This is a genomic window from Streptomyces curacoi (genome assembly GCF_001513975.1).
In the GTDB taxonomy this organism is placed as follows: domain Bacteria; phylum Actinomycetota; class Actinomycetes; order Streptomycetales; family Streptomycetaceae; genus Streptomyces; species Streptomyces curacoi.
Genome location: NZ_KQ947999.1, coordinates 62,920 through 86,843 on the forward strand (window position 1 = coordinate 62,920; position 23,924 = coordinate 86,843).

Annotated in this window: 24 protein-coding genes; 19 read left to right on the forward strand and 5 right to left on the reverse strand. The window is 71.1% G+C overall.

The window, feature by feature from the left end; all coding sequences use genetic code 11:
• Positions 1 to 96: 96 nt before the first annotated feature.
• Positions 97 to 1,056, forward strand: coding sequence for a helix-turn-helix transcriptional regulator (locus AQI70_RS35815; RefSeq protein WP_062156622.1), 960 nt, complete (start codon positions 97 to 99; stop codon positions 1,054 to 1,056).
• A 609-nt stretch (positions 1,057 to 1,665) separates the two neighbouring features.
• Here the strand turns inward: AQI70_RS35815 and AQI70_RS35820 are convergent.
• Positions 1,666 to 2,292 carry a TetR family transcriptional regulator gene (locus tag AQI70_RS35820; RefSeq protein ID WP_062156623.1) on the reverse strand — a complete coding sequence of 209 codons (627 nt, stop codon included), beginning with the start codon at positions 2,290 to 2,292 and terminating at the stop codon, positions 1,666 to 1,668.
• 133 nt (positions 2,293 to 2,425) lie between these two features.
• Here AQI70_RS35820 and AQI70_RS39720 point away from each other — a divergent pair, with 133 nt between their 5' ends.
• From AQI70_RS39720 to AQI70_RS35830, 3 genes are all read left to right on the forward strand, one after another.
• A complete protein-coding gene (locus tag AQI70_RS39720) occupies positions 2,426 to 2,578 on the forward strand; it encodes a hypothetical protein (RefSeq protein WP_003997703.1) in 153 nt (50 codons plus the stop codon).
• A gap of 44 nt (positions 2,579 to 2,622) precedes the next feature.
• Positions 2,623 to 2,895: a hypothetical protein gene (locus AQI70_RS35825; RefSeq protein WP_062156624.1), complete on the forward strand. Its 273-nt coding sequence runs from the start codon at positions 2,623 to 2,625 to the stop codon at positions 2,893 to 2,895.
• Between the two features lie 152 nt (positions 2,896 to 3,047).
• Positions 3,048 to 4,223 carry a cysteine desulfurase family protein gene (locus tag AQI70_RS35830; protein WP_062156666.1) on the forward strand — a complete coding sequence of 392 codons (1,176 nt, stop codon included), beginning with the start codon at positions 3,048 to 3,050 and terminating at the stop codon, positions 4,221 to 4,223.
• 18 nt (positions 4,224 to 4,241) lie between these two features.
• On the opposite strand, the gene AQI70_RS35835 is transcribed toward AQI70_RS35830, so the two are convergent.
• A complete protein-coding gene (locus AQI70_RS35835; RefSeq protein WP_062156625.1) occupies positions 4,242 to 4,907 on the reverse strand; it encodes an N-acetylmuramoyl-L-alanine amidase in 666 nt (221 codons plus the stop codon).
• 59 nt (positions 4,908 to 4,966) lie between these two features.
• On the opposite strand from AQI70_RS35835, the gene mnmA reads away from it, so the two are divergent.
• A complete protein-coding gene (gene mnmA / locus AQI70_RS35840; RefSeq protein WP_062156626.1) occupies positions 4,967 to 6,097 on the forward strand; it encodes a tRNA 2-thiouridine(34) synthase MnmA in 1,131 nt (376 codons plus the stop codon).
• Between the two features lie 62 nt (positions 6,098 to 6,159).
• Here the strand turns inward: mnmA and AQI70_RS35845 are convergent, their stop codons facing one another.
• Together AQI70_RS35845 and AQI70_RS35850 are read right to left on the reverse strand one after the other, a co-directional pair.
• Entirely contained in the window at positions 6,160 to 6,939 is a 780-nt protein-coding gene (locus AQI70_RS35845; RefSeq protein ID WP_062156627.1) for an alpha/beta fold hydrolase, read from the reverse strand.
• A gap of 37 nt (positions 6,940 to 6,976) precedes the next feature.
• Positions 6,977 to 7,300, reverse strand: a complete 324-nt coding sequence (locus AQI70_RS35850) for a DUF427 domain-containing protein (protein WP_062156628.1) — start codon at positions 7,298 to 7,300, stop codon at positions 6,977 to 6,979.
• A 50-nt stretch (positions 7,301 to 7,350) separates the two neighbouring features.
• Here AQI70_RS35850 and AQI70_RS35855 point away from each other — a divergent pair, with 50 nt between their 5' ends.
• From AQI70_RS35855 to gatB, 9 genes are all read left to right on the forward strand, one after another.
• Positions 7,351 to 7,890, forward strand: coding sequence for an LOG family protein (locus AQI70_RS35855; protein WP_062156629.1), 540 nt, complete (start codon positions 7,351 to 7,353; stop codon positions 7,888 to 7,890).
• 27 nt (positions 7,891 to 7,917) lie between these two features.
• A complete protein-coding gene (locus tag AQI70_RS35860; RefSeq protein ID WP_208607508.1) occupies positions 7,918 to 8,607 on the forward strand; it encodes an SDR family oxidoreductase in 690 nt (229 codons plus the stop codon).
• Positions 8,608 to 8,845: 238 nt separating this feature from the next.
• Complete coding sequence (locus AQI70_RS35865) at positions 8,846 to 9,847, forward strand: methionine synthase (protein ID WP_079051619.1); 1,002 nt, start codon at positions 8,846 to 8,848, stop codon at positions 9,845 to 9,847.
• Between the two features lie 15 nt (positions 9,848 to 9,862).
• Positions 9,863 to 12,058 carry an NAD-dependent DNA ligase LigA gene (gene ligA, locus AQI70_RS35870; protein ID WP_062156631.1) on the forward strand — a complete coding sequence of 732 codons (2,196 nt, stop codon included), beginning with the start codon at positions 9,863 to 9,865 and terminating at the stop codon, positions 12,056 to 12,058.
• Between the two features lie 272 nt (positions 12,059 to 12,330).
• Positions 12,331 to 14,565 carry a putative bifunctional diguanylate cyclase/phosphodiesterase gene (locus tag AQI70_RS35875; protein ID WP_062156632.1) on the forward strand — a complete coding sequence of 745 codons (2,235 nt, stop codon included), beginning with the start codon at positions 12,331 to 12,333 and terminating at the stop codon, positions 14,563 to 14,565.
• A 239-nt stretch (positions 14,566 to 14,804) separates the two neighbouring features.
• Positions 14,805 to 15,101, forward strand: coding sequence for an Asp-tRNA(Asn)/Glu-tRNA(Gln) amidotransferase subunit GatC (gatC, locus tag AQI70_RS35880; protein ID WP_003997691.1), 297 nt, complete (start codon positions 14,805 to 14,807; stop codon positions 15,099 to 15,101).
• Positions 15,102 to 15,106: 5 nt separating this feature from the next.
• Positions 15,107 to 16,600 carry an Asp-tRNA(Asn)/Glu-tRNA(Gln) amidotransferase subunit GatA gene (gene gatA, locus AQI70_RS35885; RefSeq protein WP_062156633.1) on the forward strand — a complete coding sequence of 498 codons (1,494 nt, stop codon included), beginning with the start codon at positions 15,107 to 15,109 and terminating at the stop codon, positions 16,598 to 16,600.
• On the forward strand, positions 16,597 to 16,839 hold the full coding sequence (locus tag AQI70_RS35890) for a hypothetical protein (protein WP_062156634.1): 243 nt from the start codon (positions 16,597 to 16,599) through the stop codon (positions 16,837 to 16,839). The genes gatA and AQI70_RS35890 overlap by 4 nt, the downstream gene beginning before the upstream one ends.
• 15 nt (positions 16,840 to 16,854) lie before the next feature.
• On the forward strand, positions 16,855 to 18,369 hold the full coding sequence (gene gatB, locus AQI70_RS35895) for an Asp-tRNA(Asn)/Glu-tRNA(Gln) amidotransferase subunit GatB (protein WP_062156635.1): 1,515 nt from the start codon (positions 16,855 to 16,857) through the stop codon (positions 18,367 to 18,369).
• Between the two features lie 59 nt (positions 18,370 to 18,428).
• Here gatB and AQI70_RS35900 read toward each other — a convergent pair whose 3' ends face one another.
• A complete protein-coding gene (locus AQI70_RS35900) occupies positions 18,429 to 19,232 on the reverse strand; it encodes an SAM-dependent methyltransferase (RefSeq protein ID WP_062156636.1) in 804 nt (267 codons plus the stop codon).
• 188 nt (positions 19,233 to 19,420) lie between these two features.
• Between AQI70_RS35900 and AQI70_RS35905 the strand changes: the two genes are divergently transcribed.
• The 5 genes from AQI70_RS35905 (at position 19,421) to AQI70_RS35925 (ending at position 23,849) form a co-directional block, all read left to right on the forward strand.
• A complete protein-coding gene (locus tag AQI70_RS35905) occupies positions 19,421 to 19,762 on the forward strand; it encodes a hypothetical protein (RefSeq protein ID WP_062156637.1) in 342 nt (113 codons plus the stop codon).
• A gap of 239 nt (positions 19,763 to 20,001) precedes the next feature.
• Complete coding sequence (locus tag AQI70_RS35910; RefSeq protein WP_062156638.1) at positions 20,002 to 22,248, forward strand: MMPL family transporter; 2,247 nt, start codon at positions 20,002 to 20,004, stop codon at positions 22,246 to 22,248.
• Entirely contained in the window at positions 22,226 to 22,801 is a 576-nt protein-coding gene (locus AQI70_RS35915; RefSeq protein ID WP_062156639.1) for a GNAT family N-acetyltransferase, read from the forward strand. Before AQI70_RS35910 ends, AQI70_RS35915 begins: the two co-directional genes overlap by 23 nt.
• 73 nt (positions 22,802 to 22,874) lie before the next feature.
• Positions 22,875 to 23,444 carry a hypothetical protein gene (locus AQI70_RS35920; RefSeq protein ID WP_062156640.1) on the forward strand — a complete coding sequence of 190 codons (570 nt, stop codon included), beginning with the start codon at positions 22,875 to 22,877 and terminating at the stop codon, positions 23,442 to 23,444.
• 207 nt (positions 23,445 to 23,651) lie between these two features.
• Positions 23,652 to 23,849: a hypothetical protein gene (locus AQI70_RS35925; protein ID WP_062156641.1), complete on the forward strand. Its 198-nt coding sequence runs from the start codon at positions 23,652 to 23,654 to the stop codon at positions 23,847 to 23,849.
• The last annotated feature ends 75 nt before the right edge of the window (positions 23,850 to 23,924 follow it).

Genomic DNA, 23,924 nt, shown 5'->3' on the forward strand with positions numbered 1-23,924 from the left:
TGCGGGGGACTGCGCGATCAACCGAAGACGAGCCGCAGTCGCCAATGAACCGATGCGGCTGGTCAGTAGGCGCGGAATCCCTCATAGCCTGACCACGTGAAGTCCGACCGCCTCCTGTCGATCCTGCTGCTCCTCCAAACGCGCGGTCGAATCCCGGCCCGTGAACTCGCCGAGCGGCTGGAGGTGTCGGTCCGCACCATCTACCGGGACGTCGAAGCCCTCTCCGCCTCAGGCGTCCCGGTCTACGCCGAGCGCGGGCGCCACGGCGGCATCGAACTGCTCGCCGGCTTCCGCACCGACGTCACCGGCCTGACCGCCGACGAGTCCCGCGCGCTGTTCATCCTGGCCGCCCAGGGCGCGCACGCCGCGCTCGGCCTGGACGCGGCGCTCGGCTCGGCGCTGCGCAAGGTGATGGCGGCCCTGCCGGCCCCGCACCGCCCGGCCGCCGAGGTGACGTCCCGCCGCATCCTCGTCGACGCCACGCGCTGGAAGAGCGGCCCCCGACCCGACGTGGACCTGGACGTGTTGCAGGACGCCGTCTTCGCCGACCGCCGCCTGCGACTGCGCTACCGGCACAGCGGGGAGCAGGAGGCCCGGACATACACCGTCGACCCGTACGGCCTGGTCTCCAAGGCCGGCGTCTGGTACCTGGTCGCCGACCGGCGCGGCAAGCCGCAGCTGTTCCGCGCCGACCGGGTGCGGTCGGCGACCGTGCTGGCCGAGGTGGTGCGGCGTCGGCCGGGTGTCGAACTCGCCGACGTCTGGGAGGTGCTGCGCCGTCAGGTGGAGGAGCGGCCGGGCGGGATCGACGTCACGGTGCGGGTACGACGCGACCGGCTCGACCTGTTCCTGCGGCTCATGGCCTCGTCGCTGGTCTCCCACCCGGAGGTGGCGGGCGACTGGGCCACGGTCCGTCTCTCGCTGGGAGTTGTCGGCGAGGCCCGTCAACTCCTGCAGTTCTCGGACCAGGTGGAAGTCGTCTCACCGCCCCAGGTGCGGGACGAACTGGCGCGGGCTGCCGCTTCTGTCACGGCCTTGTACCAGCCAGTAGGGTGAGGCCACGAGGGAACTCGCAGGTCAGCGAGGTTCCTTGAGGTGGGCTTTGCCCGGCGCACCGGGGGCGGACAGCAGGGCCCCAAGGAAGTCCCACACTGCGTTGCTTGAGTTCCCGCCCAGGACTTCCTCATCTTCCCTGGAGCTGTTTCTCATGAAGCGTGCCCGTCTCCTGCCCGCCGTGGCCCTGTTGGCGCTCTCCCCCCTGGCCCTGGTGGCCTGCGGGTCCGGCGACTCGTCGTCGACCTCGGACAGCGGCAACTCCGGGCAGCAGTCATCGTCGTCGTGCCGGCCGCCGAGCGGTGCTCCGTCGGGGGCGCCGAGCGGGGCGCCCAGTGGTGGGCCCGGTAACGGTCAGGGTGGTGCTCAGGGCGGTGGCCAGAGCGGCGGTCAGGGTGGTCCGGGCGGGGGTCAGAGGGGCGGCTGCGGCGGTCCCGGCGGTGGCGGCCAGGGCGGCGGTGGTGGCCAGGGCGGCGGGGCGGCTCCCAGCGGTGTCCCGAGCGGTGCCCCGAGCGCGGCGGCCACGGCGACCAAGAGCTGACGCGGGACGTCGTACGACAGGGGCGGCACTCCCGGGGCACGGGCGGTGCCGCCCCCGTGCTGTTCCGGTGCTCAGTCCAGCCAGTGGTCGCGGCCGATGCTGATCAGCCGCATCTGGCGGGTCGCCACCTGGGTCACGCGCCGACGCTCCTCCTCCGGCGCCTCCAGCACGTCCAGGAACAGCGAGGCCGTCATCAGCATCTGGTCGACGTAGAGGTTGGCGAGCATGAGGAGGTCGTCGTCGGTCCAGCCCGCGGAGACCGGGTCCTTGGTGAGCGCGACCTTCACCTCGTCGGCGAAACGGGCCAGTTGGTCCTGGATCGCCTCCCGCACCGACTGCACCCCGCCGTGCCGCTCGCGGGCGATGAACCGGACATGGGCCGGGTGCGTCGCCACGTGCTGGGCGATCAACCCGACGGCGCGCTCTATGCGTTGGTCGCTGTCACCGGACGAGGAGACGATCGTGCGGATCATCGGGTGCAGGCTGCCCAGTGCCTCCTCGACGAGGGCGACGCCGAGGTCGGCGGTGGACCGGAAGTGCCGGTAGAAGGCCGTCGGGGCGACGCCGACCTCGCGGGTGACCTCGCGCAGACCCAGGCTGCTCAGGCTCTGCTCCTCCAGCAGTCCCAGCGCCGCGTCCAGGAGCGCCTGTCGGGTCTTCAGTTTCTGGGCCTGCCGGATGCCGAGGGTGTGACTCATGCCATGCAGTTAACAACTGTTCTCTGGAATTGAAAAGCCGTGGGGCACGCTAGACTTGGAGTCAGTGAACAACTGTTACCACAACTGTTCACCGAAACGTAACGAGAGAGATCTCGGAGGGGGATCCGATCCCATGCTGTTCCTCGTCGCCGCGCTCCTGCTGCTGGGCGTGCTGCTGGGCACCGTGGCCCATGCGCCGCTCGCCTTCACCGCGGTCGCAGCCACCGTGATCGCCGCCTGGCTGGCCGTCTTCGCCGCCCGCGAGCGCCACGCCCGCCGCCACTGACACCGTCCACCGGCCAGAACCGACCTCTGGAGAGCTGACACCTCATGCACCTGACCGCACCGGCCACCGGCCGCCCCGGCACTCGCACCCGCGACGCCGACGGCATGGCCGTGGCGTCCTTCGTCCTCGGCCTCATCGGCCTCCTGGTCTTCAACATCTTCCTCGGCCCGCTCGCCGTCGTCCTGGCGGCGGTGTCCCTCTGGCGGGGCACGAACCGCAGGGGCCGGGCGTATCTGGGCCTGGGCCTGGGCGTCGCCGACCTGCTGGTCCTGCTGACGTTCATGCAGCTGGACAACACGCTGTCGTGGAGCTTCTAGCCTCCGGGGCTTCTGGAGGCCATGGCCTGCGGCGCGGGTGATGTCACCGGCGGCAGCGAGGGTGACGCGGGCGGGGCCGTGAAACCCGGCCGCAGTCCGGGCGAACCTTGACACGAGGCCCCTGACCGGCGCCCCTTAGAATCGTGGCCACCATGGCTTACCTCGACCACGCCGCGACGACCCCGATGCTCCCGGAGGCGGCGGAGGCGCTGACCGCCCAGCTGAGCGTCACCGGCAACGCCTCCTCCCTCCACGCGTCCGGCCGCCGCGCGAGGCGCGCTGTCGAGGAGGCCCGCGAAACCCTCGCGGAAGCGCTCGGCGCCCGCCCCAGCGAGGTCGTCTTCACCTCCGGCGGTACCGAGGCGGACAACCTCGCGGTCAAGGGCCTGTACTGGTCCCGCCGCGACGCCGACCCGGCAAGGCCCCGCACCCGCGTCCTCGCCAGCCCCGTCGAACACCACGCGGTGCTCGACGCGGTGCACTGGCTCGGCGAGCACGAGGGCGCCACGATCGAGTACCTCCCGGTCGACTCCTACGGCCGGGTCCACCCGGACGCCCTGCGCGAAGCCATCGCCCGCAACCCCCACGACGTCGCCCTGGCCACCGTGATGTGGGCCAACAACGAGATCGGCACCCTCATGCCGGTCCGTGAACTGGCCGAGGCGGCAAGGGAGTTCGACGTCCCCCTGCACGCCGACGCCGTCCAGGCCTTCGGCCAGGTCCCCGTCGACTTCGCCGCCTCCGGCCTCGCCGCGATGACGGTCTCCGGCCACAAGATCGGCGGCCCCTACGGCATCGGCGCCCTGATCCTCGGCCGCGAGTACGCCCCCGTACCCGTCCTGCACGGCGGCGGTCAGGAGCGGCACGTGCGCTCCGGCACCCTCGACGTCCCCGCGATCGCCTCCTTCGCGGTCGCCGGCCGCCTCGCCGCCGAACAGCGCGAGTGGTTCGCCCGGGAGATCGGCGCCCTGCGCGACGCCCTGGTCGAGGCCGTCCGTACGGCGGTCCCGGACGCGATCCTCGGCGGCGACCCGGCACCCGGCGGCCGTCTCCCGGCCAACGCGCACTTCACCTTCCCGGGCTGCGAGGGCGACTCCCTGCTCCTGCTCCTGGACGCCCAGGGCATCGAGTGCTCCACCGGTTCCGCCTGCACTGCGGGCGTCGCCCAGCCCAGCCATGTCCTGCTGGCCACCGGCACCGACCCCGACCTGGCCCGCGGCACCCTCCGCTTCTCCCTCGGCCACACCTCCACGGAGGCCGATGTCGAGGCGGTCGCCAAGGCGATCGGCCCGGCGGTGGAGCGGGCACGGGCGGCGGGGCTCATGTAAGCCACCCCGGCCGGCCGCTCAGGCCGGCGCCGTACGAGCCTCCCGCACCAGCTTCATGTACCGGTCCCAGTCCCAGTGCTCCCCGGGATCCGTGTGATCGGTCCCCGGCACCTCCACATGCCCGATGATGTGCTCGCGGTCGACGGGGATGTCGTACCGCGCGCATATCCGGGCCGTGAGCCGGGCCGAGGCCTCGTACATCTCGTCCGTGAGGTCCTCAGGCCGGTCCACGAAGCCCTCGTGCTCGATGCCGACACTGCGCTCGTTGTAGTCGCGGTTGCCCGCGTGGTACGCGACGTCCAGCTCGCGGATCATCTGCGTGACGTGGCCGTCCTTGCGGACGATGTAGTGCGCCGCCGCACCGTGCTCCGGGTCCTGGAACACCTTCACCGCGCTGTCGAAGCTGCCCTGGGTGACATGGATGATCACCATGTCGATGCCGTAGTCGTCGGGCCGGTCCGCCCGTCTCCAGTTCGCGTCCGACGCCGCAACCCAGCGCGCGCCCGCATAGTCGACCTCGCCCTCCTTGCGCGGCTTCTCCACGCCGGGCACCCGCCACCACAGGCGCGCCAGCTCGTCGCGGGCCAGCACGGCCGAGCCCGCCGCGGCCACCGTCCCACCGATCAGCAACGCGCGACGCCCGACCTTCCGGTCGCCGTCCTTCGGAGCCTTCCGCTGTCCCATGTGATCGTCAACGCATACCCGCGGGCCCTGGTTCCCGCGACCCGTACCCTGGAAGGGCTATGACTGACACCCCGCAGCGCTCCCGCCCGCTCCGCGTCCTCGCCGCCATGTCCGGCGGTGTCGACTCCGCCGTCGCCGCCGCCCGCGCGGCCGAGGCGGGGCACGACGTGACCGGCGTCCACCTCGCGCTCTCCGCGAACCCGCAGTCCTTCCGCACGGGCGCCCGGGGGTGCTGCACCATCGAGGACTCCCGGGACGCCCGCCGCGCCGCGGACGTCATCGGCATCCCGTTCTACGTCTGGGACCTCGCCGACCGCTTCCGCGAGGACGTGGTCGAGGACTTCATCGCCGAGTACGAGGCCGGCCGCACCCCGAACCCGTGCCTGCGCTGCAACGAGAAGATCAAGTTCGCGGCCCTGCTCGACAAGGCGCTGGCCCTCGGCTTCGACGCGGTCTGCACCGGCCACTACGCCAAGGTCGTGCTGAACGAGGACGGCACCCGCGAGCTGCACCGCGCCTCCGACATGGCCAAGGACCAGTCGTACGTCCTCGGCGTCCTGGACGAGAAGCAGCTGGCACACGCGCTGTTCCCGCTCGGCGACACCGTGACGACGAAGGAAGAGATCCGCGCGGAGGCCGAGCGCCGGGGCCTGGCGGTCGCGAAGAAGCCCGACTCGCACGACATCTGCTTCATCGCCGACGGCGACACCCAGGGCTTCCTCGCCTCCCGCCTCGGCAAGGCGGAGGGCGACATCGTCGACGAGTCGGGCGCCAAGCTCGGCACGCACGAGGGCGCGTACGGCTTCACCATCGGCCAGCGCAAGGGCCTGCGCATCGGCACTCCGGCCCCCGACGGCAAGCCCCGCTACGTCCTCGACATCTCGCCGGTGAACAACACCGTGACGGTCGGCCCCGCGTCCGCCCTGGACGTCGGCGCCCTCACCGCCATCAAGCCCCGCTGGTGCGGCGCCGCCCCGACCGGCCCCGGCACCTACACCGCCCAGCTCCGCGCCCACGGCGGCGAGACCGAGGTGACCGCCGAACTGGTCGACGGCTCCCTGGAGGTCACCTTCACCGAGCCGGTCCGCGGCGTGGCCCCCGGCCAGGCGATCGTCCTGTACGACGGCACGCGCGTGGTGGGCTCGGCGACGATCGCGTCCACGGTGCGGGCGACGGCCGGCGTGGCCTGAGCCCGGCCGAAGCCCACGCGCGCGTGCTCCCCCGTGGCACACGCGCGCGGGCCGGTTTTCGGTCACCCCCCGAAGAACTCCGCCAGCACCGGCCCGAGGACGTCCGGCTCCACCATGTGGGTCTGCCCCTCCAGGCTCCGGTACGTCCCCCGCGGCACGGCGTCGGCGATCGCCCGCGCCGCCTCGCCCATCCAGGAGGGACTGGCGTCGCCCGCGACAGCCAGCACCGGGACGGTGATCGAGGCCAGCCGCTCGCGGGGCACCAGACCGTCGCCCATCACGGCGTCGTCGTAGGCGAGGCTCGGCGCGATCGTCTCCATGCCGGGCCACATGGGGGACTGGCGGGCGCCCTGGATCATCTCCTCGGCCATCCCGGTCAGCCGCAGGAACAGCTCGACGGCGTCCCCGCGACGGCCCTGCTCCAGGGCCTCGGTCAGCCGCTCGGTGTACTCCGCGCGCTCCTTCGCGCCGCCCTCGTAGACGGCGAACGGCACCTCGTACACCGCCACCTGACGCACCGGCAGCCCGCTCGCCGCCGCCTGAAGCGCCAGCGCACCGCCCGACGAGATGCCGCACAGCGCCGCCTCGCCGCCCACCGCCTCGATCAGCGCGGCGAGGTCCTCGACCTCGCTCTTCACCGCGTACGGCGGCGTGTCACCGCTCTCGCCGCGCCCCCGGCGGTCGTACACGACGACTCTGAAGCGGTCCGAGAGGGGCACGGCGAGCGGCGCCACGGTGCGCCCGGTGGACATCGCGCCGCTGACGAGGATCAACGCCGGACCCTGCCCGGTGCTCTCGTACGCGAGGGACGTGCCGTCGCGTGAAATGGTCTTCTTGTCCATGCCTGTGGAGACTGCCGCACGGCACGGAACTAATCGCTCACGACACTTCGACTTCGTAGAAGCAGAGGTGGTCCTTGATCTCGGCCACGTCCGGCTTCGGGTCCGGGTACGCCCAGACGAGGTCGGCCGCGTCCGGCAGCGACCAGTAGGAGGCCGTCCCCTTGAACGGGCAGTAGGTGTGCGTGTCGGAGGGCGTCAGCAGGTCAAGCCGTACGTCCTCGGCCGGGATGTAGTACCGCACGGGACAGCCCGTCTCTCGCAGGACGAGCGGCCGGTCGCTCTCCGCCAGGACCTGGTCGCCGTGGACGACCCGTACGCGCTGTGTGCCGTGCTCGATCGTGATCGTGTGTCCGTCAGCCATACCCGAAAAGCGCTCGCGGGCCCCGGGTTCTTCCCGCGTACGGTGGCTCCATGCGAATCTGCGTCTTCCTCTCCGCCGCCGACCTCGACGACTGTTACACGCGCCCCGCGCGCGAGTTCGCGAAACTGCTGGGCAAGGGAGGCCACACGCTCGTGTGGGGCGGCTCCGACGTCGGGCTGATGAAGGTGGTCGCCGACGGGGTGCAGGAGGCGGGCGGCCGGCTCGTCGGGGTCTCCGTCGAGTTCCTGTCGGCCAAGGTCCGCCCAGGCGTCGACGAGATGGTCATCGCGAAGGACCTCGCCGAGCGCAAGAGGCTGCTCTTGGAGAAGGCCGACGCGGTGGTGATCATGGTCGGCGGCACGGGCACGCTCGACGAGGCGACGGAGATCCTGGAACTGAAGAAGCACGGCCGCACGGACAAGCCGGTGGTCCTGCTCAACACCGCCGGCTTCTACGACGGCCTGAAGGAGCAGTTCCGCCGTATGGAGGACGAGGGCTTCCTGCCCCGACCGCTGAGCGACCTGGTGTTCTTCGCGGAGGAGCCGGTGGGCGCGCTGGCGTACCTGGAGGAGAGCCGCGGAGTGGAGTGACCTCCCACTGATGCGAGCATGGCGGGCATGGCTACTCATGTGATCACCGGAGCGGGTTCCGGCATCGGTGCGGCCGTCGCCCGCCGTCTGCACGCGCGCGGGGACGATCTCGTCCTCCACGCGCGCGACGCGGGCCGCGCCAAGGAACTGGCGGCGGAGTTCCCCGGCGCGCAGACGCTGGTCGGCGACCTGGCGGACCCGGACAAGCTGTCCTGGGCCTTCTCCCACCAGACGCTCCCGGACCGGGTGGACTCCCTGCTCCACATCGCCGGCGTCGTCGACCTGGGCCCGGTGGGCGACCTGACCCCGAAGTCCTGGCGCCACCAGCTCAACGTCAACCTGATCTCCCCGGCCGAACTGACCCGCCACTTCCTGCCCCAACTCCGCGCCACCCGCGGCCACGTGGTCTTCGTGAACTCCGGCGCGGGCCTCAACGCCCATGCCGACTGGTCCGCCTACGCGGCGTCCAAGCACGGTCTGAAGGCCCTGGCGGACTCGCTCCGCCACGAGGAGCACGCCAACGGCATCCGCGTCACCTCGGTCTACCCCGGCCGCACGGCCAGCCCCATGCAGGCGAAGGTCCACCAGCAGGAGGGCAAGGAGTACGACCCCGCGAAGTGGATCGACCCCGAGTCGGTGGCGACGACGATCCTGATGGCGATCGACCTGCCCAGGGACGCGGAGGTCAACGATCTGACGGTGCGACCGGGGCGCTGAGACGGGCGGCCCGGAGAGGTTTTTCGCCCCCGCCGCCCCTACCCGTCCCATCCTCCAGGGGCTGCCGCCCCTCCGCCCCCTGGACCCCCGCTCCTCAAACGCCGGAGGGGCTGACTTGCCAGCCCGTCCGGCGTTTGAGGACGAGGCCCGTTCAGGGCCGAAGCGGGGGTCTGGGGGCCGCAGGCCCCCAGGGACGGGAAGGGTAGGGGCGGCGGGGGCGAAAACATAGGCTGCACATGTGAACGCAGACATTCGTTTCGGCCCAGCCACCGGCATCGGCTCCATGCCCGGCGGCGACCCCCGCGAGACCGCCAAGACCGTCACCGGCTCCTTCGAGGACTTCCCGTTCCTCGCCGAGCTCCCCGCCCGCGGCCCCGGCGCGGACATGATCGGGCGGACCGCCGGGATGCTCGTCGAGCTGTACGCGCGCGTGGAGCCCAGCGGATGGCGGATCGGCGACCGGCCGGGGCGGGACACCAAGCGGGCCCGGTCGTGGCTGGGGGAGGACCTCGACGCGCTGGAGGAGTTCACCCAGGGGTACGAGGGTCCGCTGAAGGTCCAGGCCGTGGGGCCGTGGACGTTGGCCGCCGCGCTGGAGCTGAAGAACGGCGAGGCCGCCCTCTCCGACGCCGGCGCCTGCCGCGACCTCGCCGCCTCGCTTGCCGAGGGGCTGCGGCTGCATCTGGAGGAGGTCGGGCGGCGCGTACCCGGAGCCCAGCTCGTCCTCCAGCTCGACGAGCCCTCCCTCGTGGCGGTACTGCGCGGACAGGTGAAGACCGCCAGCGGTTACCGGGCCCACCGTGCCGTCGACCGGCAGGTCGTCGAGGCCACCCTCCGCGACGTCGTCGGGGTTAACGGCGACGGCCCGGTCGTGGTCCACTCGTGCGCACCGGACGTCCCGTTCGCCCTGCTGCGCCGGGCGGGCGCGGCGGCGATCTCCTTCGACTTCTCGCTCCTCACCGAGCGTGACGACGACGCGATCGGCGAGGCGGTGGAAGCGGGCACCCGGCTCTTCGCAGGTGTCGTCCCGGGCACGGACGGCCCGTTGTCAGACCCTGCCGGTAGCGTCATGGGTGTCAGGACGCTGTGGCGCAGGCTGGGGCTGTCACCGGGGCTTCTCGCGGAGGCGGTCACCCTCACGCCGTCGTGCGGACTCGCGGGGGCCTCCCCGGAGTACGCGCGTGGGGCCCTCGCCCACTGCGTCCGGGCGGCGAGATCCCTCGCTGACAACCCAGAGTAACGGGAGGACAACACGGTGGCCGGCGACAAGCAAGCGGAGACGACGGCGGTGCCCGCCGAGGCCCGCGAGAAGCACGCGCAGCTGGCGGAGCAGATCGAGGAGCACCGCTTCCGGTACTACGTGAAGGACGCTCCCGTCATCAGCGACGCGGAGTTCGACAAGCTCCTGCGTTCCCTGGAGGCACTGGAGGGGGAGTATCCGGAGCTGCGTACGCCGGACTCGCCGACCCAGAAGGTCGCGGGGTCGTACGAGACGGATTTCACGGCGGTCGAGCACCGCCAGCGCATGCTCTCGCTCGACAACACCTTCAACGACGACGACCTCGCCGCCTGGGCCGACCGCATCGCCAGGGAGCTGGGCGACCAGGAGTACCACTTCCTGTGTGAGCTGAAGGTCGACGGACTAGCCGTCAACCTCACCTACGAAAAGGGCCGCCTCACGCGCGCGGCCACCCGCGGCGACGGCCGCACCGGCGAGGACATCACCCCGAATGTCCGTACGATCGCGGAGATCCCGGACCGCCTGAAGGGCGAGCAGGTCCCCGAACTGGTGGAGATCCGGGGGGAGGTCTACTTCCCGATGGAGAAGTTCCTCGACCTCAACGAGCGCTTGGTCGCCGCCGGTGACAAGCCCTTCGCCAACCCCCGCAACGCCGCCGCCGGTTCGCTGCGGCAAAAGGACCCGCGCGTCACCGCCACGCGCCCGCTGCACATGGTCGTCCACGGCATCGGCGCCCTGGAGGGCTTCGACGGCATGACCCGTCTCTCCGAGGCCTACGACCTGCTGAAGTCCTGGGGCCTGCCCACCGCCCGCCACAACAAGGTGGTCGACGACCTTGACGGCGTACGCGAGTTCATCGCGTACTTCGGTGAGAACCGCCACTCCGTGGAGCACGAGATCGACGGAGTCGTGGTCAAGCTGGACGAGATCCGTCTGCAGGGACGGCTCGGCTCCACAGCGCGCGCCCCGCGTTGGGCGATCGCCTACAAGTACGCGCCGGAAGAGGTCAACACCAAGCTCATCGACATCAAGGTGGGCGTCGGCCGCACCGGTCGGGTGACGCCGTACGCCCAGGTCGAGCCCGTCACGGTCGCGGGCAGCGAGGTCGAGTTCGCCACCCTGCACAACCAGGAGATCGTCAAGGCCAAGGGCGTCCTCATCGGCGACACGGTGGTGCTGCGCAAGGCTGGTGACGTCATCCCGGAGATCCTCGGCCCGGTCGTCGATCTGCGTGACGGCAGCGAGCGGGAGTTCGTGATGCCGAGCGAGTGCCCCGAGTGCGGTACGGCGCTCAGGCCCATGAAGGAGGGCGACGTCGACCTCCGCTGCCCCAACGCCCGCACCTGCCCGGCCCAGTTGCGCGAGCGTGTCTCCTACCTCGCGGGTCGCGAGTGCCTGGACATCGAGCACTTCGGAGATGTGGCCGCTGCCGCGCTCACCCGCCCGCTCGAGCCGGCCGACCCGCCGTTGGTCGACGAGGGCGACCTTTTCGACCTGACGGTGGAGAAGCTGCTGCCCATCAAGGCCTACGTCCTCGATCCGGACAGCGGTCTGCCCAAGCGGGACCCCAAGACGGGCGAGGAGAAGGTCGTCACGGTGTTCGCCAACCAGAAGGGCGAGCCGAAGAAGAACACCCTGGCCCTGCTGGAGAACATCGAGGCGGCCAAGCAGCGCCCGCTCGCCCGGTTCCTCAACGGGCTGTCCATCCGGCACGTCGGACCGGTGGCGGCGCAGGCCCTCGCGCGCGAGTTCCGCTCGATCGACCGCATCGAGCAGGCGACCGAGGAGGAGTTGGCGACCACCGACGGCGTCGGTCCCATCATCGCCGCCGCGCTCAAGGAGTGGTTCGCCGAGGACTGGCACCGCGAGATCGTCCGCAAGTGGAAGGCCGCCGGCGTACCGCTGGAGGACGAGTCGACCGGCGAGGACGAGGGACCGCGCCCCCTGGAAGGGCTTACCGTCGTCGTCACCGGCACGCTGGAGCACTTCACCCGCGACGGCGCCAAGGAGGCGCTGCAGAGCCGCGGAGCGAAGGTGACCGGTTCTGTCTCGAAGAAGACGTCTTTCGTCGTCGTGGGCGACAGTCCTGGGTCCAAGTACGACAAGGCCATGCAGCTCAAGGTGCCTGTGCTGAACGAGGACGGCTTCAACGTCCTGCTGGAACAGGGCCCCGACGCGGCGGCCGAAGTTGCCCTCCCCGTAGCGGAGTAGCGGTTGAAGACCCCCTGATCGGCGCATACCAGATGCATACGGGTGGCTGGGGCGCATTCGGGCAACCGTCGACGACCGCTGCCCGTGGGAGCCTTGTGCGGCCTACTGTTGAGGTGTGCGCCTGCCGTGCCCAGCTGCGGTTGGGGCATCCCCTTGCTCTTGAAGAGCCTTGAAGGGCGAGGGGAAGGGTTTTCCAACGCGGTGCCGTTGAGGGTTGTTGTCGGGCATCGGGCCGCGTGGCGTGGGCACCGCCGGCTGTGAGAGGGACGGGAATGGAACCGACCGAGAGCGCCGCCCCGGACTCACGGCTGCGCCGGATGGCCGGCGCGTGGCGGGGGTGGGCGACGCGGACCGTGGAGCGTTCGCGCGCGGAAAGAGACGCCGGGCGCGCCGCCGGTCGGCCCACCGCGGCGGACGGCCGCCCCGCCGTGCAGTTCGGCGCCGAGCGCACCGCCGGGCTGCCGGGCTCCGATCCTGAACGTCACCTGTCCTGGCCCGCGCTGCCCGCGGCGGTCGTCGCGGTGGCCGGGTTCGTCCTCGGCGCCGGGTTCTACCGGGCGTTCACCGGCGGCCACGCCCTCTTCCCGTCCGGCACCGTCGGCTGGTCCCTGGCCGTGCTGACCGGCATCATCGTCGGCCACCTCGTCGCACTCGGCCGGGCCCGCTGGTGGGGCGGCACCGGCTCCGGCGCCGCCCTCACCCTCGCCGTGCTGATGCTGTACGGCTGGGTGCCCGCGGGCATGGTCAGCCTCACCGTCGTCGTCCTGGTCGGCATCGCCCGCCGGGGCCGCTGGCGGCAGGGCGTGCTGCACGGCGCGGTGGACATCCTCGGCATCGCCGCCGGGGCCCTCGTGCTGGCCGCCTTCGGCCGCGTACCAACCGTCGAGAACCCCTGGAACCCCGACACCTGGACGCTCTACACCGCCCCCGGCGTGGCGCTCGTCGCCGCCGCCTATCTCTCGGTCACCCGCGTCCTGCTCTGGTATCTGCACGCCCCGCGCGGCGGCCTGCCCACCGTCGCCCGCACCGCCCTGGTCAGACAGGGACTGGTCGCGGTCGCACTGCTCGGCATCGCACCGCTGGTGTGCGTGGTCGCCATCGCCAAGCCCCTCCTGCTGCCGCTGTTCTCCATCCCCCTCATCGCCCTCGACTCCACCCTGTGGATCGCCCGGGCCCGGGCCGAGGAGCAGCTGCGCGATCCGCTGACCGGGCTGCCCAACCGGCAGTGGCTGCTGGAACGCATCTGGACCGCGCTCGACGACGCCGAGCGCATCGGCGCCCGGTCCGCCCTGATGCTGATCGACCTCGACCGTTTCCGGTCGGTCAACGACACCCTCGGTCATCTCGCCGGCGACCGGTTGCTGCTGCAGATAGCGGACCGGCTGCGCCTGGCCCTGCCGCGCGGAGCGGAGGCCGCACGGCTCGGCGGTGACGAGTTCGCCGTCTTACTGCCGGTCGCCGACTCCACCACGTCCGCGACCCGGGTCGCCCGCGGCCTCGTCGCCGCCCTGAGCTCCCCGCTCGATCTCGACGGACTCACGCTGGTCCTGGAGGCCAGCGCCGGCGTCGCCGTCTTCCCCGACCACGCCCTCGACGCCGAGGGCATGCTGCGGCGCGCGGACGTGGCGATGTACCAGGCGAAACGGGACCGTACGGGCGTGGAGGTCTACGAGTCGAAGCGGGACTCCAACACCCCGGACCGGCTGGGCCTGCTGGGGGATCTGCGCCGGGCCCTCGACGCGCACGAGGTCGAGCTGCACTACCAGCCGAAGGTCCGCTTCGACGGGCAGGTCGCCGGCCTTGAGGCCCTGGTCCGCTGGGTGCATCCCGAGCGCGGGAAGGTGCCGCCGGACGAGTTCATAGCGATCGCCGAGTCCTCGGGGCTGATGCCGCATCTGACGGAGTACGTGCTGGAGACGGCGCTCGGGCAGGTGGCCCAGTGGCGGTCGCAGGGCCTGTACGTGCCCGTCGCGGTCAACGTCTCTCCGCGTGATGTCCACACCCCCGGATTCGCGGGCTCCGTCGCCGCGCGGCTCGCCCGGCACGGGGTCCCGGCGGGAGCGCTCCAACTGGAGATAACGGAACACGTCCTGCTGGAGGACCCGCAGCGGGCCGCGGACACCCTCGCCGGGCTGACCGGGCACGGCGTGAAGATGTCCCTGGACGACTTCGGCACGGGGTACTCCTCCCTCGTGCATCTGAGACGGCTGCCCGTGAGCGAGCTGAAGATCGACCGCTCGTTCGTGGCCCGGCTCGCGGTGGACGCCGAGGACGCGGCGATCGTGCGCTGCACGGTGGAGCTGGCGCATTCGCTGGGCCTGCTCGTGGTCGCCGAGGGCGTCGAGGACGACGAGACATGGGAACGGCTGCGGGATCTGGGCTGCGACGCCGTACAGGGCTGGCTGGTGGCGGCGGCGATGCCGCCCGAGGAGACGACGGCGTGGCTGCGGGCACGGGGGTCGCGCGGGTGGCAGCGGCCAAGGGCGGCTCTGCCGGCCGCGGAGTAACAGTCTCGGCCTGCCTGCGCGACAGCGCGCCCCTCAGGGGGCGCGGGGCTGGATCTCCATGCGGCTCCGCCGCGTGGGCGCGACCAGCCACGACGGCGCCGCAGACCGACGAAGTCCTGGCCCGGCACCCCCGTCCGCCGCGGCCGGGCCACGCCCCCGGGAAACCGTTTAACGGCCGGAGGCCCCCGCCCCATAGGATTGGCCCCAAACCACACACACTCACCCCAGAGGATCGCTGCATGCCTGGCATCACGCGCGAGGAGGTCGCCCACCTCGCCCGGCTGGCGCGTCTGGAGCTGAAGCCCGAAGAGCTCGACCACTTCGCAGGCCAGCTGGACGACATCATCGGCGCGGTGGCCCGCGTCAGTGAGGTCGCCGACCAAGACGTACCGCCGACCTCGCACCCGCTCCCGCTGACGAACGTCATGCGGGCGGACGAGGTCCGTCCGTCGCTCAACCCCGAGCAGGCGCTCTCCGGCGCCCCGGCCCAGGAGCAGCAGCGTTTCAAGGTGCCGCAGATCCTGGGGGAGGACTGATCGCCATGACGGACATCATCAAGCTCACCGCCGCCGAGACCGCCGCGAAGATCGCATCCGGCGAGCTCACCGCGGTCGAGGTCACCGAGGCCCACCTGGCCCGCATCGAGGCCGTCGACGAGAAGGTGCACGCCTTCCTGTACGTCGACCGCGAGGGCGCCCTCGCCCAGGCCCGTGCCGTCGACGAGAAGCGGGCCAACGGGGAGAAGCTCGGTCCGCTGGCCGGCGTCCCCCTCGCGCTCAAGGACATCTTCACCACCGAGGGCGTCCCGACGACCGTCGGTTCGAAGTTCCTCGAAGGCTGGATCCCGCCGTACGACGCGACCCTCACCAAGAAGCTGAAGGCCGCCGACGTCGTCATCCTCGGCAAGACCAACATGGACGAGTTCGCCATGGGGTCCTCCACGGAGAACAGCGCCTTCGGCCCCACCGGCAACCCCTGGGATCTCACCAAGATCCCCGGCGGCTCCGGCGGCGGCTCCTCCGCCGCGCTCGCCTCCTTCCAGGCCCCGCTCGCCATCGGTACCGACACCGGCGGCTCCATCCGCCAGCCGGCCGCCGTCACCGGCACGGTCGGTGTGAAGCCGACGTACGGCGCGGTCTCCCGCTACGGCATGGTGGCGTTCTCGTCCTCCCTCGACCAGGGCGGCCCCTGTGCCCGTACGGTCCTGGACGCGGCCCTCCTGCACGAGGTCATCGCCGGGCACGACCCGCTCGACTCCACCTCCATCGACGCCCCGGTCCCGCCGGTCGTCGAGGCGGCCCGCAACGGCAGCGTCGCCGGGATGCGCGTCGGTGTCGTCAAGCAGTTCCGCGGCGAGGGCTACCAGGCCGGTGTCATCCAGCGCTTCGACGAGTCCGTCGAACTGCTGAAGGAACTGGGCGCCGAGATCGTCGAGCTGGACTGCCCGTCCTTCGACCTCGCGCTGTCGGCGTACTACCTGATCGCGCCCTCGGAGTGCTCCTCCAACCTCGCCCGCTTCGACGGCCTGCGCTACGGCCTGCGGACCGGCGACGACGGCACGCACTCCGCCGAGGAGGTCACCTCGATCACCCGCGCGGACGGCTTCGGCCCCGAGGTCAAGCGCCGCATCATGCTCGGCACGTACGCGCTGAGCTCCGGCTACTACGACGCCTACTACGGCAGCGCCCAGAAGGTCCGCACGCTCATCACGCGCGACTTCGAGAAGGCCTTCGAGCAGGTCGACGTGATCGTGTCCCCCACGACTCCGACCACCGCCTTCCCGATCGGCGAGCGCGCCGACGACCCGATGGCGATGTACCTCGCCGACCTGTGCACCATCCCCACGAACCTCGCGGGCAACGCGGCCATGTCGCTCCCGTGCGGTCTCGCCCCGGAGGACAACCTTCCGGTCGGCCTGCAGATCATCGCCCCGGCGATGAAGGACGACCGCCTGTACAAGGTCGGCGCGGCCGTCGAGGCGGCCTTCGTGGAAAAGTGGGGTCACCCGCTGATCGAGGAGGCTCCGTCGCTGTGAGCAAGGCACTGTCCAAGGCCAAGGGCTTCAAGAAGTCCAAGTCCGGTCTGTATGTGTCGATGGCCACGTCGGCCTTCGGCGTGATCGGTGTCGTCAAGCAGATCAAGAAGGCCCGCACCGACAACGACACGCTGCGGCTGATCGACGCCGTCGTGACGGGCGCCGCTGTCGTCACCAACCTCGCCATCCTGTACCGCGAGCTGAAGCGTCTCGGCGACGACGACGTCCTGCTGGGCTGAGAGGGAAGTTTCACCGTGACCACCACGACCGACCTGGTGTCGTACGAGGACGCGCTGGCGTCGTACGACCCCGTCATGGGCCTTGAGGTCCATGTCGAACTCGGCACCAAGACCAAGATGTTCTGCGGCTGTTCGACCGCGCTGGGCGCCGAGCCGAACACCCAGACCTGTCCCACCTGCCTCGGCCTGCCCGGCTCGCTCCCGGTCGTCAACGCGACCGGCGTCGAGTCCGCGATCAAGATCGGTCTCGCGCTGAACTGCGAGATCGCCGAGTGGTGCCGCTTCGCCCGGAAGAACTACTTCTATCCGGACATGCCGAAGAACTTCCAGACCTCCCAGTACGACGAGCCGATCGCCTTCAACGGCTACCTCGACGTACAGCTGGAGGACGGCGAGACCTTCCGCGTGGAGATCGAGCGCGCCCACATGGAGGAGGACACCGGCAAGTCGACGCACGTCGGCGGCGCGACGGGCCGTATCCACGGCGCCTCGCACTCGCTGCTGGACTACAACCGCGCCGGCATCCCGCTGATCGAGATCGTCACCAAGCCGATCGTCGGCGCGGGCGAGCGCGCCCCCGAGGTGGCGAAGGCGTACGTCCGTGAGCTGCGCGAGCTCATCAAGGCGCTCGGCGTCTCCGAGGCCCGTATGGAGATGGGCCAGATGCGCTGCGACGTGAACCTGTCGCTGATGCCGAAGGGCTCGGACAAGTTCGGCACGCGCTCCGAGACGAAGAACGTCAACTCGCTGCGTTCGGTGGAGCGGGCCTGCCGTTACGAGATCCAGCGCCACGCCGCCGTGCTCAGCAGCGGTGGGACGATCGTCCAGGAGACCCGTCACTTCCACGAGGACACGGGGTCCACGACCTCGGGCCGGGTGAAGGAAGAGGCCGAGGACTACCGGTACTTCCCGGAGCCCGACCTCGTCCCGGTCGCCCCGACCCGCGAGTGGGTCGAGGAACTGCGCGCCGGGCTCCCGGAGTTGCCGCTGGTGCGCCGCAACCGGCTCCGTGAGGAGTGGGGGATCTCCGCCACCGACATGCAGGCGATCCTCAACGCCGGTGCGCTGGAGCCGATCGTCGCCACCATCGAGGCCGGGGCCGACGCCGCCTCCGCCCGCAAGTGGTGGATGGGTGAGCTGGCCCGTACGGCCAACGAGACCAGCATGTCCCTGGAGCTGCTGCCGATCACGCCCGAGCAGGTCGCCCGGGTGACCTCGCTGGTCGCCGAGGGCTCCCTCAACGACAAGCTGGCCCGCCAGGTCATCGACGGCGTGCTCAAGGGCGAGGGCACCCCTGATGAGGTCGTCGAGAAGCGTGGTCTGAAGGTCGTCTCCGACGAGGGTGCGCTCACCACCGCCGTGGACGAGGCCATCGCCGGCAACCCGGCCATCGCGGACAAGATCCGCGGCGGCAAGGTGGCCGCCGCCGGCGCCCTGGTCGGCGCGGTCATGAAGGCCACGCGCGGCCAGGCCGACGCGGCCCGCGTCAAGGAGCTGATCCTGGAGAAGCTGGGCGTCAGCGAGGGCTGAGCACACGACTCGGGGGGATGTGCCGTCGTACCGGCGCATCCCCCCCGAGTCATGTCACCTCACAGACGACGTCCTACGAGTCGTACGAAGCCCAGCGCGCGGCCCTCGTCCGCCCGCACCATCTCGCCGACCTCTCGGGCCATCGTGCGATGGAGCTCCTCCGGGCTCTCCTCGGCGATCACATCGCACCACAGCAGCCAGTCCCGCCAGCCGTCCTCCAGCCAGTCGGCCGCCTCGACCTCGACGGCCCCGCTGCGGGTCCAGTGCCGACGCCACCAGTCGGCGGTGTGGAAGCACCAGAAGTCCGGCTGCCACCACTGCGCGAGGTGGGCCGGCGGTTCGACGCCCTCCGGCTCCTCACGCAGTGCCGGTACCACGACACCGATCCGTCCGCCCGGCTTGAGCAGCCGCGTCAGGCTGGGCAGATAGAGATCGTTCGTGCCGAAGTACTGGTACGCGTCGATGCTCACGATCGTGTCGAAGCTGCCCTCGGCGAACGGCAGGTCGTGCGCCTCGGTGTGCACGGGCAGCACACGGTCGGCGAAACCGGCCTCGGTGACGCGCTCGGCGTTCTCGTCGGGCTTGATCCAGAGGTCGGCGGCGGTGACCTGGGCGTCGTACTCCCTGGCCAGGAAGATCGAGGTCATCGCCCGGCCGCAGCCCAGGTCGAGGACGCGTGCGCCGGGGCGCAGGGCGTCCAGGCCGAGGGCGGGGGCCAGCCACTCCAGCAGCCACAGCGCGTTCGGGCCCATCTGGTTGTCGATGACCCAGCGGGCGTCGTAGCGGTTGCTGCGCGGGTAGCGGGGGTGGGTCAGCCTCTTGGTGAGGTCCTCACTCGAGGTCCTCGGGGTGGTGTCCGGCATCGGTGAACGGGCTCCTTGAGTCCTGGAAAGCGGAAAGGGATACGGAGGAGCTCGGCCGGACACTCATTCACTGCACCTGCCCAGGTCGGCGGCATATCTGCCGCGGGATGGCTGACCTTCGGAAGCTAGCAGCCCGCACCCGCGCCCCGCATCCGGTTTCCCAGCGCGACGCGCTACGCTCGCCCGCCATGAGTGGACGCGGTGATTCCGAGATAGCCGAGACACGGGAGGAGCAGTCCGACCTGGGCGACGCGCGGGCCTTGGACGACGTCGAGGACCCGGCGCGGGAGGCGCGGCGGGCCCGCTGGACGGCGGTCGTGACCGGGGCGCTGCTCACCCTGGCCGGGCTGGCCGCCTCGACGCTGCGCGCCACCGGCTCCGCCCCGGCCCTCGTCCCGGCCGCCTACGCCTTCGGCGCCGCCGTCTGCGCGCTCGCCGCCTTCCTCGGCAACCGGGGGCGCACCCGGCGGGCGCTGTGGCTGCTCGTCGCCGGGGTGATGGTGATGGCACTGGGCGACCAGTTCGACTGAGAAGTTCCCGTTGCGTGGCCGTAATCGTGTGAGAGGCGCCACGCAGGGCGACAAAGTGCCGTCAACTGTCCTGTGAGTTGTCTCGCACTGGTGTGAATAACCCCACGAACTCGGCAAACGATCATTCTTGCCTGCAAGAGTTGCTTCACATTGCTCATGCGTTCTTTGCGGGCTGTTCACTTCATGAACGACTGTTCCCGGTCAAAGATCCACAAAACGCCATCCCTGGGAGCACGTTCGTGGCAGCCCTCGCACGCTGGTGTGTCCAACGCCGCCTCCTCGCCGTTCTGCTGTGGCTGCTGGCCTTCGGCGGGGTGACCGCGGCGGCGGCCGTGGCGGGCTCCGCGTACTCGAACGACTACCAGGTACCCGGCACCGAGTCGGGACGCGCCACCCAGCTGCTGGAGGACGGCTTCCCCGGCCTCGGCGGCGACAGCGACACCGTCGTCTGGCACACCACGTCCGGCACCGTCCGCGCCGCCGACATCGAGCAGACCATGACGCGGACCCTGGACGAGATCGCCGAACTGCCCGGCATCGCGGCCGTGGACAGCCCGTACGACAAGCAGGGCGCCGCCGGGATCAGCGAGGACGGGCACACGGCGTACGCCACCGTCACCTTCGACGACAGCGCCGAGAACCTCGACAAGGGCGAGGCACAGGCCGTCGTGAGCGCCGCCAAGGCCGCCGAGACCGACGGGCTCCAGGTGGAGCTGGGCGGCAGTGCCGTAGGGCTGACCGAGTCGCCGGAGGGGCACCTCGCCGAGGTCGTCGGCGTGGCCGTCGCCGCGGTGGTGCTGTTCCTCGCCTTCGGCTCGCTCGCCGCCTCGCTGCTGCCCATCGCCACCGCGCTGGTCGGCGTCGGCACCGCGTACGCCGGGACAGCGCTGCTCGGGCACGTCATGACCGTCGCCGACTTCGCGCCCATGCTCGGCATGCTCATCGGGCTCGGCGTCGGCATCGACTACGCGCTGTTCATCGTCACCCGACACCGGCGCGGACTGAAGCGGGGACTGTCCGTCACCGAGTCGGTCACCAACGCCGTGGCGACCACCGGACGGGCCGTGGTCTTCGCGGGTGCCACGGTGTGCATCGCCCTGCTCGGGATGCTGATCCTGCAGCTGAGCTTCCTCAACGGCGTCGCCATAGCCGCCTCGCTGACCGTGGTCCTGACGGTCGCGGCCTCCGTGACCCTGCTGCCCGCCCTGCTGTCCTTCATCGGCATGCGCGCCCTGAGCCGCCGCGAGCGGCGCCGACTGGCGGAGCACGGGCCCGAGCCGGAGCTGCCGACCGGGTTCGCCGCCCGCTGGTCGGCGTTCGTGGAGCGCCACCCCAAGGCGCTCGGCGCGATCGCCCTGGCCGTCATCACCGTCCTGGCGCTGCCCACCCTGGGCCTGCGCCTGGGCACCTCCGACCAGGGCAACAACCCGCAGACCTCGACCACCCGCCAGGCCTACGACCTGCTCGCCGACGGCTTCGGCCCCGGCGTGAACGGCCCCCTCACCCTGGTCACCGAGGTCGACGGCGGCCACGACAAGCTCGCCCTCGACAACCTCGACGGCACCCTGCGCGCCACCGAGGGCGTCGCCTCGGTGACCCCGGTGACGTACAACACCGGCGGCGACACCGCGTACCTCACCGTCGTACCGGAGTCCTCCCCGCAGTCGCAGCAGACCAGCGACCTCGTCGACCGGCTGCGCTCCGAGGTCCTGCCGCGCGCCGAGACCGGCACCTCCCTCGATGTGCACGTCGGCGGCATGACGGCCGGCTACGACGACTTCGCCGACGTGATCGTGGGCAAGCTGCCGCTGTTCGTCGGTGTCGTCATCGGCCTCGGCTGTCTGCTGCTCCTGCTCGCCTTCCGGTCCGTCGGCATCCCGCTGAAGGCCGCCGCGATGAACGTCGCAGCCGTCGCCGCCGCCTTCGGCATCGTCGTCGCGATCTTCCAGTGGGGCTGGGGGAGCGAGCTGCTCGGCCTCGGCCGCGCGGGCCCGATCGAGCCCTTCCTCCCGGTCATCATGGTGTCGGTGCTGTTCGGCCTCTCCATGGACTACCAGGTCTTCTTGGTCAGCCGGATGTACGAGGAGTGGCTGGAGACCGGCGACAACCGCCGCGCCGTCCGCGTCGGGCTCGCCGAGACCAGCCGGGTGATCAACTCCGCCGCGGTCATCATGATCTCGGTCTTCCTCGCCTTCGTCCTCAGCGGCGACCGCGTGATCGCGATGTTCGGCATCGCGCTCGCCGCCGCCGTGGCCCTGGACGCCTTCGTCCTGCGCACGCTCCTCGTCCCCGCCCTCATGCACATGCTCGGCGGCGCCAACTGGTGGCTTCCCCGCTGGCTCGACAAGCGCATGCCCCGCATCAGCATCGAACCGCCCGAATCCCGTGCCGCCCATGAGAGGCTGGCCGCCGCGACGGACGCCGAGGTGGCGGACGTGCTGGCGGAGGAGGAGCGACAGCGGGATGTACGCGATATCGCTGGGTGACGACGGAGCCGAACTGCGCCCACTGGAGCCCTGGCACGCCGAGGAGTTCCTGGCCCACCTGGAGCGGGGCAGGGAGTTCATCAACCAGTACATCCCCTTCGGCGCCAAGGCCGTCGACGTGGCCTCCGCGCGGGATGCACTCCAGCGGTACGCCGACATGCGCGCCGCCGACACCGGGTCCCTGCACGGCCTCTGGCTCGACGGAAAGCTCGTGGGCGGCGTGCTCTTCCTCAACTTCGAGGCGGACAACGGCAACTGCGAGGTCGGCTGCTGGCTGGAACCCGCCGGCACCGGGCGCGGGCTCGTCACGCGCGCGATGCGTGTGCTCATCGACTTCGCGATCGAGCAGCGCGGCATCCACCGCGTCGAGTGGATCGCCTCCGCCGGCAACACGCCCAGCCTGAACGTGGCCCGGCGCCTCGGCATGACCCGCGAGGGCGTGCGGCGGGAGAGCTACCCCTATCGTGGGGTGCGGCACGACCTGGAGGTGTGGTCGATCCTGGCCCCCGAGTGGCGTGAGGCACGCGCGCGTGCCGCTCACAACGATCATTAAGAGCCCTCTCGATCATCAAGACCCCTTTCGATCATTAAGAGAGCTCTCAGACAGCGTCCGTACGGTGCGAGGCATGGGAACGAAGACAGTGGACGAGACCGGCGCCGACACCGGCACCGCGGTGAAGACCGACGAGGAGAAGGTGGACACCGTCAAGACGGCCGAGACCACCGACGCCGCCGAGGTGACGGAGAACGACGAGGCCGTGGCCGGGGACGAGGTGACCGCTGAGGCCCCCGAAGCGGGCCCGTCCGGCGTCGGCCAGGGTGCGGGCGCGGTCGTCGCCGCGGCACTCGGCGTCGTCTCGCTGACGGGTGGCTGGATCGGCACGGTCGCCGCCGCGCGCGAGACCCTCATCGGCCAGCTGGAGACCGCCTCGAACGCCGGTGTCGCCAAGCAGATCAAGGAGGTCTACGGCGACGCCTGGCAGACCTCCGCGCTGTGGGCGGGTCTGTTCGCGCTGGCCGCGCTGATCGTCGGCGTCGTGGTGCTCGCCCGGCCCGCGTTCGGCGCGCCCGGCAAGCCGCAGGCCCCGTGGATCAAGTCGGTCGCCTGGGGCGGCGTCGCGCTCGGCGTCATCGGACTGCTGCTGGCCGTACTCAAGTACACCGGCGTTCTGCTCGGCCTGCCGTCGGCGGGCTGAGTCACCGCAGGTCCCAAGGGGTCTCAGAGCCGCCGTAAGCACCTCGGGCGGCGCTCTGAGGCCCCTCATGCGTATCTAAGGCCCCGCCCCGTCGCCGAAGATGCGGAACTCTCCCGATGTGGCGGACCCGCCTGGGAGAGGAAGGTTGAGGCATCGCGGCAAGCGACGCCGAACCCACCTCTCACCTGGGAAGACAAGGGACCTGCCATGTACGAGTACGAGCTCCACCACATCCGTACCGCCGAACTGATCCGCCAGGCCGAGCACGAGCGCCTGGTCCGCGAAGCCGTACGCGTCCGCCGCGCGGCGCGCCGGGAGGCCGCGAACCGCTCCGCCGAGGACGGGGCGGAGACGGAGGCGCATACCTCGCGCCGCCGTAGGCACCGGCACCCGCGCACCGCGTGAAAGCGCAGGGCGGCAGCCCCTGGAACACAGCGCCGTCGGCGCCGGGCCCGGCGAAAACCGGTGCCGTACTGTCAG

Excerpts from the sequence above, each read along its gene's own strand:
- AQI70_RS35820 (WP_062156623.1), bottom strand. The coding sequence starts at position 2,292 with ATGAGTCACACCCTCGGCATCCGGCAGGCCCAGAAACTGAAGACCCGA.
- AQI70_RS39720 (WP_003997703.1), top strand. The coding sequence starts at position 2,426 with ATGCTGTTCCTCGTCGCCGCGCTCCTGCTGCTGGGCGTGCTGCTGGGC.
- AQI70_RS35825 (WP_062156624.1), top strand. The coding sequence starts at position 2,623 with ATGCACCTGACCGCACCGGCCACCGGCCGCCCCGGCACTCGCACCCGC.
- AQI70_RS35830 (WP_062156666.1), top strand. The coding sequence starts at position 3,048 with ATGGCTTACCTCGACCACGCCGCGACGACCCCGATGCTCCCGGAGGCG.
- AQI70_RS35835 (WP_062156625.1), bottom strand. The coding sequence starts at position 4,907 with ATGGGACAGCGGAAGGCTCCGAAGGACGGCGACCGGAAGGTCGGGCGT.
- mnmA (WP_062156626.1), top strand. The coding sequence starts at position 4,967 with ATGACTGACACCCCGCAGCGCTCCCGCCCGCTCCGCGTCCTCGCCGCC.
- AQI70_RS35845 (WP_062156627.1), bottom strand. The coding sequence starts at position 6,939 with ATGGACAAGAAGACCATTTCACGCGACGGCACGTCCCTCGCGTACGAG.
- AQI70_RS35850 (WP_062156628.1), bottom strand. The coding sequence starts at position 7,300 with ATGGCTGACGGACACACGATCACGATCGAGCACGGCACACAGCGCGTA.
- AQI70_RS35855 (WP_062156629.1), top strand. The coding sequence starts at position 7,351 with ATGCGAATCTGCGTCTTCCTCTCCGCCGCCGACCTCGACGACTGTTAC.
- AQI70_RS35860 (WP_208607508.1), top strand. The coding sequence starts at position 7,918 with ATGGCTACTCATGTGATCACCGGAGCGGGTTCCGGCATCGGTGCGGCC.
- AQI70_RS35875 (WP_062156632.1), top strand. The coding sequence starts at position 12,331 with ATGGAACCGACCGAGAGCGCCGCCCCGGACTCACGGCTGCGCCGGATG.
- gatC (WP_003997691.1), top strand. The coding sequence starts at position 14,805 with ATGCCTGGCATCACGCGCGAGGAGGTCGCCCACCTCGCCCGGCTGGCG.
- gatA (WP_062156633.1), top strand. The coding sequence starts at position 15,107 with ATGACGGACATCATCAAGCTCACCGCCGCCGAGACCGCCGCGAAGATC.
- AQI70_RS35900 (WP_062156636.1), bottom strand. The coding sequence starts at position 19,232 with ATGCCGGACACCACCCCGAGGACCTCGAGTGAGGACCTCACCAAGAGG.
- AQI70_RS35905 (WP_062156637.1), top strand. The coding sequence starts at position 19,421 with ATGAGTGGACGCGGTGATTCCGAGATAGCCGAGACACGGGAGGAGCAG.
- AQI70_RS35915 (WP_062156639.1), top strand. The coding sequence starts at position 22,226 with ATGTACGCGATATCGCTGGGTGACGACGGAGCCGAACTGCGCCCACTG.
- AQI70_RS35920 (WP_062156640.1), top strand. The coding sequence starts at position 22,875 with ATGGGAACGAAGACAGTGGACGAGACCGGCGCCGACACCGGCACCGCG.
- AQI70_RS35925 (WP_062156641.1), top strand. The coding sequence starts at position 23,652 with ATGTACGAGTACGAGCTCCACCACATCCGTACCGCCGAACTGATCCGC.